Annotated in this window: 4 protein-coding genes and 13 tRNA genes; all 17 read right to left on the reverse strand. The window is 35.6% G+C overall.

Features of this window, described 5'->3' with window-relative positions; all coding sequences use genetic code 11:
• Positions 1–39 precede the first annotated feature (39 nt).
• Positions 40–1,749: a sigma-54 interaction domain-containing protein gene (locus tag QE109_RS16955; protein WP_281095748.1), complete on the reverse strand. Its 1,710-nt coding sequence runs from the start codon at positions 1,747–1,749 to the stop codon at positions 40–42.
• A 113-nt stretch (positions 1,750–1,862) separates the two neighbouring features.
• On the reverse strand, positions 1,863–3,194 hold the full coding sequence (locus QE109_RS16960) for a CdaR family protein (protein ID WP_281095749.1): 1,332 nt from the start codon (positions 3,192–3,194) through the stop codon (positions 1,863–1,865).
• Positions 3,178–4,008 carry a diadenylate cyclase CdaA gene (gene cdaA, locus QE109_RS16965; protein WP_281095750.1) on the reverse strand — a complete coding sequence of 277 codons (831 nt, stop codon included), beginning with the start codon at positions 4,006–4,008 and terminating at the stop codon, positions 3,178–3,180. Before cdaA ends, QE109_RS16960 begins: the two co-directional genes overlap by 17 nt.
• Before the next feature lie 137 nt (positions 4,009–4,145).
• Positions 4,146–4,451: a chorismate mutase gene (locus QE109_RS16970; RefSeq protein ID WP_281095751.1), complete on the reverse strand. Its 306-nt coding sequence runs from the start codon at positions 4,449–4,451 to the stop codon at positions 4,146–4,148.
• A gap of 188 nt (positions 4,452–4,639) precedes the next feature.
• Positions 4,640–4,715 (reverse strand) — tRNA-Phe (locus QE109_RS16975).
• Between the two features lie 52 nt (positions 4,716–4,767).
• Positions 4,768–4,844 (reverse strand) — tRNA-Ile (locus QE109_RS16980).
• Between the two features lie 12 nt (positions 4,845–4,856).
• Positions 4,857–4,945, reverse strand: a tRNA-Ser gene (locus tag QE109_RS16985).
• A gap of 5 nt (positions 4,946–4,950) precedes the next feature.
• A tRNA-Arg gene (locus QE109_RS16990) sits at positions 4,951–5,027 on the reverse strand.
• Positions 5,028–5,036: 9 nt separating this feature from the next.
• A tRNA-Gly gene (locus QE109_RS16995) sits at positions 5,037–5,111 on the reverse strand.
• A gap of 94 nt (positions 5,112–5,205) precedes the next feature.
• Positions 5,206–5,290, reverse strand: a tRNA-Tyr gene (locus QE109_RS17000).
• A 16-nt stretch (positions 5,291–5,306) separates the two neighbouring features.
• Positions 5,307–5,382: transfer RNA gene (locus QE109_RS17005), tRNA-Thr, on the reverse strand.
• A 71-nt stretch (positions 5,383–5,453) separates the two neighbouring features.
• Positions 5,454–5,530: transfer RNA gene (locus QE109_RS17010), tRNA-Asp, on the reverse strand.
• Between the two features lie 7 nt (positions 5,531–5,537).
• A tRNA-Val gene (locus tag QE109_RS17015) sits at positions 5,538–5,613 on the reverse strand.
• A gap of 3 nt (positions 5,614–5,616) precedes the next feature.
• A tRNA-Glu gene (locus tag QE109_RS17020) sits at positions 5,617–5,691 on the reverse strand.
• 11 nt (positions 5,692–5,702) lie between these two features.
• Positions 5,703–5,777, reverse strand: a tRNA-Met gene (locus QE109_RS17025).
• 37 nt (positions 5,778–5,814) lie between these two features.
• A tRNA-Leu gene (locus tag QE109_RS17030) sits at positions 5,815–5,901 on the reverse strand.
• A 15-nt stretch (positions 5,902–5,916) separates the two neighbouring features.
• Positions 5,917–5,991: transfer RNA gene (locus tag QE109_RS17035), tRNA-Asn, on the reverse strand.
• Positions 5,992–6,106 lie beyond the last annotated feature (115 nt).

Here is a 6,106-nt window from a genome sequence, read left to right on the forward strand (position 1 = left end):
TAAATTGCACGCATTTCTAATAAGTGCAATTTGTTGCACTTATATTTCTAACTTTTTCAACTTATAATATAGTGTCCTTAAGGAAATTCCTAATGTTTTTGCAGCATCTTCTCTGCTACCCTTATGTTTTTCTAAAACTTTTAGTATAAATGTTTTTTCAAACATTTGTAGGTTATGATCTAAATTGCCATTTGAAATCTCTGTTGGAATTACTTCGATTTTATTCTCAATATCTTTATCATCATACAGTATTGGAGGCATATGACTTAAAGTCATTAAGTGTTCATGCATTTTTATATTAATCATCGCTCTACCAATAAAATTTTCGAGTTCTCTTACATTACCAATCCAATCATATGCCAAAATCCGCTCCATAGCAGCTGTTGAAATATCTGAAACATTTCTACCATATTCTTGATTATACTTATTAATTAAATGTTTAACCAATGCTGGTATATCAGTTTTGTGTTTGCGCAATGCTGGTATATCAATAGGAACAACATTAAGTCTATAGTATAAATCTTGTCTAAATCGTTTATCAGTAATTGCTTTTTCTAAATCTACATTTGTAGCCGAAATAATTCTTACATCTATAGTTTTAGGTTTATTACTTCCTACTTTCAAAATTTCCTTTTCTTGAATTACACGTAATAATTTAGCCTGTGTATTTAAGCTCAGTTCTGCTATTTCATCTAAGAATATTGTTCCACCATTAGCTTTTTCAAATAAACCAATCTTACCACCCTTTGATGCACCTGTAAATGCACCTTCTTCATAACCAAAAAGTTCACTCTCGAGTAGGTTTTCACTAATTGCAGCGCAATTAACCCTGACAAATTGTGAATATCGCCGATTAGATGCATTGTGAATCGCATGGGCAAATAGTTCTTTTCCAGTTCCACTTTCACCTCTGATAATAACTGTAGCAGGTGTTTCAGCAGCAATTTTAGCTTTTTCTATGGCATTGATCATAATTTCACTTTTACCAATAATATCATCAAATGTGTATTTAGCTTCGAGATTACGAATTATTTGCTTTGCCTGATCAAGTCTTTCATAAATTGCATTTATTTCAGTTAGATCATGAATAATTGCAACTGAACCCTTTAATACACCTTTAACAATGATTGGAGCTGCTTCAGCAATTACATCTTTTTTCATCAATCCTACTTTAAGACGTTTTCCCTTTACTGGTTTGCCTGACTTTAGCACTTCTTTATGAACACTATCACCTTCTGCTAAGTCAAAAGTACAATCTTTGCCTATCACATCATTTTCTGTATATCCAGTCATACGTGTATAAGCAGGATTAATTAAAATACCAATGCCTTTTGAATCTACTACTGATATTGCATCTTGGGTTGCATTTATAGTCGCTTCGAGTGTCTCTCGCACTTCACTTAAATCCGTAATTCTTTCAGCAAGATCTATAAGCTCTGTTATGTCGCGAAAAACAGCAATAGCACCAATAATCTCACCCTCATCACCTAAAACAGGCATTCTATTAGTGATTATTGTTATGTTATTAAGGGGCTGCTGCTGATTTAATTCAGATTTACCTGTTTTTAAAATAATGGGTAAGCGGGTATTTTCAATAACTGTTTCAACGCTCTTACCAATTACATCAGAAGCTTTCTGACCAGTTAATTTTTCTGCTGAACGATTAAAAATCGTTACTATGCCATCAGAGTCGACGGCAATCATTGCATCATGAGTTGAGTCTAAAATTTTTTGTATATCTCTACGCATATTTCGCCTCTATTTCAATTATGTGTGTTTTTCACCTTTAATTATATCAGTTATTAACAACAATTTGTAATTTTAAAAAAATAGCCATATTCATCGAATATGACTATTGATTTTTATGGCGTTGTAATGATATCTGATACATTTACATCTACATATTCAGGATCAATTACAATTGTATTGAATTCTTTTTCACTGGAATAGTTTATTTTCAATCTATAGTTACCAATATCAACTACATTGCTAAAATTGAGATCTAAATGTATATCTTCTTTAGACAAGTTTTTAATTATCGACTCTATATCAGTTACTCTCACAATAACATTTCCAGGATTTGTTGTTAAATCAGTGGTATAATTTTCATTTAAATTAACAACTGGAATTTCAGCTATTGAGTAAGTAAATTCTTTTGTCTGAATTTCTTCTATTGTTAATTCAACTTGAATCGGATTGTTCAATCCTACTGTTTTTATACCATCTGGTAATACTAAACCTTTTTCAACAATTAGAGATGCATTTTCATCACCATTTAATTGTAATGTTTCTACTTTTAACGTATCCAGACTATTAACTAGGTCAACTTCACCTTTTACTGTGACTGTTTCAGGATTAACTTTGATGCTTACAATTTTATATCCTTGGGCTGGTTCGCCAATTATAACTGGTTCAATTGATACTTGCTTTGTTTTCCCAACAACTAAGTTTATATTTGCATAATTTATGTCAAGCGAAACGCCATTTACGACTTCACCATCAAAAGAGTATGGTACTAATGAGACTTCTCTCGAATGATCATTGGTTAATGCATTAACAGAAATTGTTCCACCGAGATAAGAAACCGAATTCACAAGACTCTCCGGTCCTGAAACTTTAATTTCTACTGGGTTAATTTCAAGTGCTTCTTCATATAAAGTGTCCTGAAATTTATCACTAATAATGATCTGAACTGGTTTTGGTAACGAGACTACCCGATCAACAGTTAATACTATTTCATTTGGTAATACTGATTTGATGCTTACAGACTCTGAATTAATAGTACTATTTATAAAGACGTTATTAACACCACTTCGAACAGAACGCATATCAGACCATAAATAGATATTCTTTGAATTCAAACTTAAAACGTTATTTCGTCTACCAGTTACTTCAACATTTACTAAAAAATCTGTTTGGTTCATAATTTTAAGGTTATTCTGGTCAAGTTCTTGAGTATTAGTTAATTGTACTGGAACACTCTCGATTACACGTGTAATCTCCGGGTCAACTTGATCCATCACGAAAAACCAGAACAATATTGCCATAGCAATTGACAGTAATTTGGTGCCTGTATTGTGAGAAAATTTTGCATCAAAAATTGCTTTCGGTAATCCTAAAATCCACTTTACACTTTTAGATATAATGTTTTTTAATCCGATTAGAATAGATGAGACTTTATTTTTTAATTGCATTTTTCTCACCCCCCTCTTTGTCATTCTCTAGTGTATTAATCATTAGGTCACGTAATGTTGAGGTGTCTAAAAATCTTTGCAATTTTCCCTCGACAGCCATAGATATCGCACCTGTTTCTTCAGAAACAATTACAATCAGGGCATCCGAACTTTCAGTCATTCCCATTGCAGCTCTGTGGCGAGTCCCAAGTTCCTTGCTAATATATTTATTTGATGACAATGGTAATAAACAACCTGCTGCCATTATTCTATTATTTTTAATAATCACTGCCCCATCATGAAGAGGTGATTTAGGGTAAAATACATTCATTAATAAATCAGCACTTATTTTAGCATCTAACATCGTACCAGTATCAATAATGTCATTGATTCCTATTAATCGTTCCATTACAATCAATGCACCTATTTTTTTTCTAGACATTACACTTACTGCATCTACAATTTCATTTATAGAACGTGTTTGCTCTTCTACTGAGCCTTTTTTATTGTTTGTTATTAACCATTGGCTTCGACCTAGATGTTCAAGTGCTTTCCTTAACTCTGGTTGGAAAATAATAACAAGCGCAATCAAACCAATAGTAAATGTATTTTGCAAAATATAATTTATGGCATAAAGTTTTGCCCATTCACTCAATTTTGAAATTATGAGTATAATCAGAAACCCTTTTACAAGTTGTTCAGCCCTAGTTTCTCGTATTAACCCCAGTAATTTGTAAAAAACAAAAGCAATGATTCCAATATCAATGATATAAGTTATTTTGACTTCTGAAACAAATGCCATCATTGTTTCAAACAAAGAATTAATAAATTCCATTTCGCACCTCTATGTCTATATTTCAAACAGCTATTTCACTATTTCTGAGCTGAATCTAATGTTTCCTTAAACAGTATACTATTAATTATTGACTTTTATATCTGAGTTTATCAATCTTAATATATTTGTAATTCTTTTCATAAATTCTTTTGTTGTTTTCTACTCTCACTCATTATTTCTTTATAAATTTTTGTGATTGAGTTAATATTTGTTACACAAGTATCGTCCTCATCTTCTTCATTAATAACATTCCTAATTCGAGCAATTATTTCATCTTCTCTATTTTGATCTATGACTTCTATTGCCAAATCCTGTTTTATTTTTCCTATTTGTTTGGTTATGCTAAATCGGCTTATTAACAATTTAATTATTTGATAATCTATCTCATCTAGTTCGACTCTAAGTTCGCCAATACTATTCTTATAATCTCCATTAACTTTCATTAATTGCTCCTCATGTTATCATTTTCTTTGATTAAAATTCATTTGATTAAACTTCATTTGATTAAACTATTTTTCAATTTATAATCCTGCTACTAAATCTATTTAAGTGTTCACATAGTATTACTATAACTTATTTAACAAAAAAGTAAAAGACCAACGACTAAGAAATCTTAATCATTGATCTAATGTGGTGCCCAGAGGCGGAATCGAACCACCGACACGGGGATTTTCAGTCCCCTGCTCTACCGACTGAGCTATCTGGGCATATGTGAGAAATTAATAAATAGTTTCTCAAGAAACATTCAGTTTCAAAATGTGGTGGGCATAAGTGGACTCGAACCACCGACCTCACGCTTATCAGGCGTGCGCTCTAACCAGCTGAGCTATACGCCCACATTGATTAAATGGCGGAGAGGGTGGGATTCGAACCCACGTGGGCTCACACCCTAACGGTTTTCAAGACCGCCCCGTTATGACCGCTTCGGTACCTCTCCATAAATGGCGCGTCCGTAGGGACTCGAACCCCAAACCCCCGCCTTAGAAGGGCGGTGCTCTATCCAGTTGAGCTACGAACGCATATTAAATTGGAGCGGAAGACGAGATTCGAACTCGCGACCCTCGCCTTGGCAAGGCGATGCTCTACCACTGAGCCACTTCCGCATATATGAGAAAATTTTAAAGCATTTTATTGAATCCAACGTGAGCAACTTACGTTGTTTTCGTCAGGCAATTTTCACTTCGTGAAAATTGTAATTGGTGGAGGGAGAAGGATTCGAACCTTCGAAATCGCTGATAACGGATTTACAGTCCGCCCCCTTTGGCCACTCGGGAACCCCTCCAGCTTAATTGTGAAAATGGAGCCGGTGATGGGACTCGAACCCGCGACCTACTGATTACAAGTCAGTTGCTCTACCAATTGAGCTACACCGGCAAGTGTTGCACCCACTTAGCAACATTCATTGCTTATGATGGGCTCAATTTTGCCTTGCAAAATTAATTTAATGGCGATCCAGAACGGACTCGAACCGTCGACCTCTAGCGTGACAGGCTAGCGTTCTAACCAACTGAACTACTGGACCGTGTAAATGGTGGAAGTTATAGGGATCGAACCTATGACCCTCTGCTTGTAAGGCAGATGCTCTCCCAGCTGAGCTAAACTTCCAAATGGTGACCCCTAGGGGAATCGAACCCCTGTTACCGCCGTGAAAGGGCGGTGTCTTGACCGCTTGACCAAGGGGCCATGAATTAAAATGGTTGCGGAGGCAGGATTCGAACCTACGACCTTTGGGTTATGAGCCCAACGAGCTGCCACTGCTCCACTCCGCGATGTTAATAGCAATTGTTTCTTTTATTAGATTTTTGTTGGTGCCGAGGACCGGAATCGAACCGGTACGGTGTTTCCACCGCAGGATTTTAAGTCCTGTGCGTCTGCCAGTTCCGCCACCACGGCCAGCATAAAATCTAATGGCTCCAAGGGAGGGATTCGAACCCTCAGCCTATCGGTTAACAGCCGAGTGCTCCACCGTTGAGCTACCTTGGAACATTTTGTAACTTTTTAATTCTCACGTAAGTGAAAATTTAAAACCAGCAACGTTCTACTCTCCCAGGCAGCTACCCGCCAAGTACCATCGACGCTGGAGGACTTTACTTCTGTG

Source organism: Fusibacter bizertensis (assembly GCF_029914245.1).
GTDB lineage: Bacteria > Bacillota > Clostridia > Peptostreptococcales > Acidaminobacteraceae > Fusibacter_C > Fusibacter_C bizertensis.

Excerpts from the sequence above, each read along its gene's own strand:
- QE109_RS16955 (WP_281095748.1), bottom strand. The coding sequence starts at position 1,749 with ATGCGTAGAGATATACAAAAAATTTTAGACTCAACTCATGATGCAATG.
- QE109_RS16960 (WP_281095749.1), bottom strand. The coding sequence starts at position 3,194 with ATGCAATTAAAAAATAAAGTCTCATCTATTCTAATCGGATTAAAAAAC.
- cdaA (WP_281095750.1), bottom strand. The coding sequence starts at position 4,008 with ATGGAATTTATTAATTCTTTGTTTGAAACAATGATGGCATTTGTTTCA.
- QE109_RS16970 (WP_281095751.1), bottom strand. The coding sequence starts at position 4,451 with ATGAAAGTTAATGGAGATTATAAGAATAGTATTGGCGAACTTAGAGTC.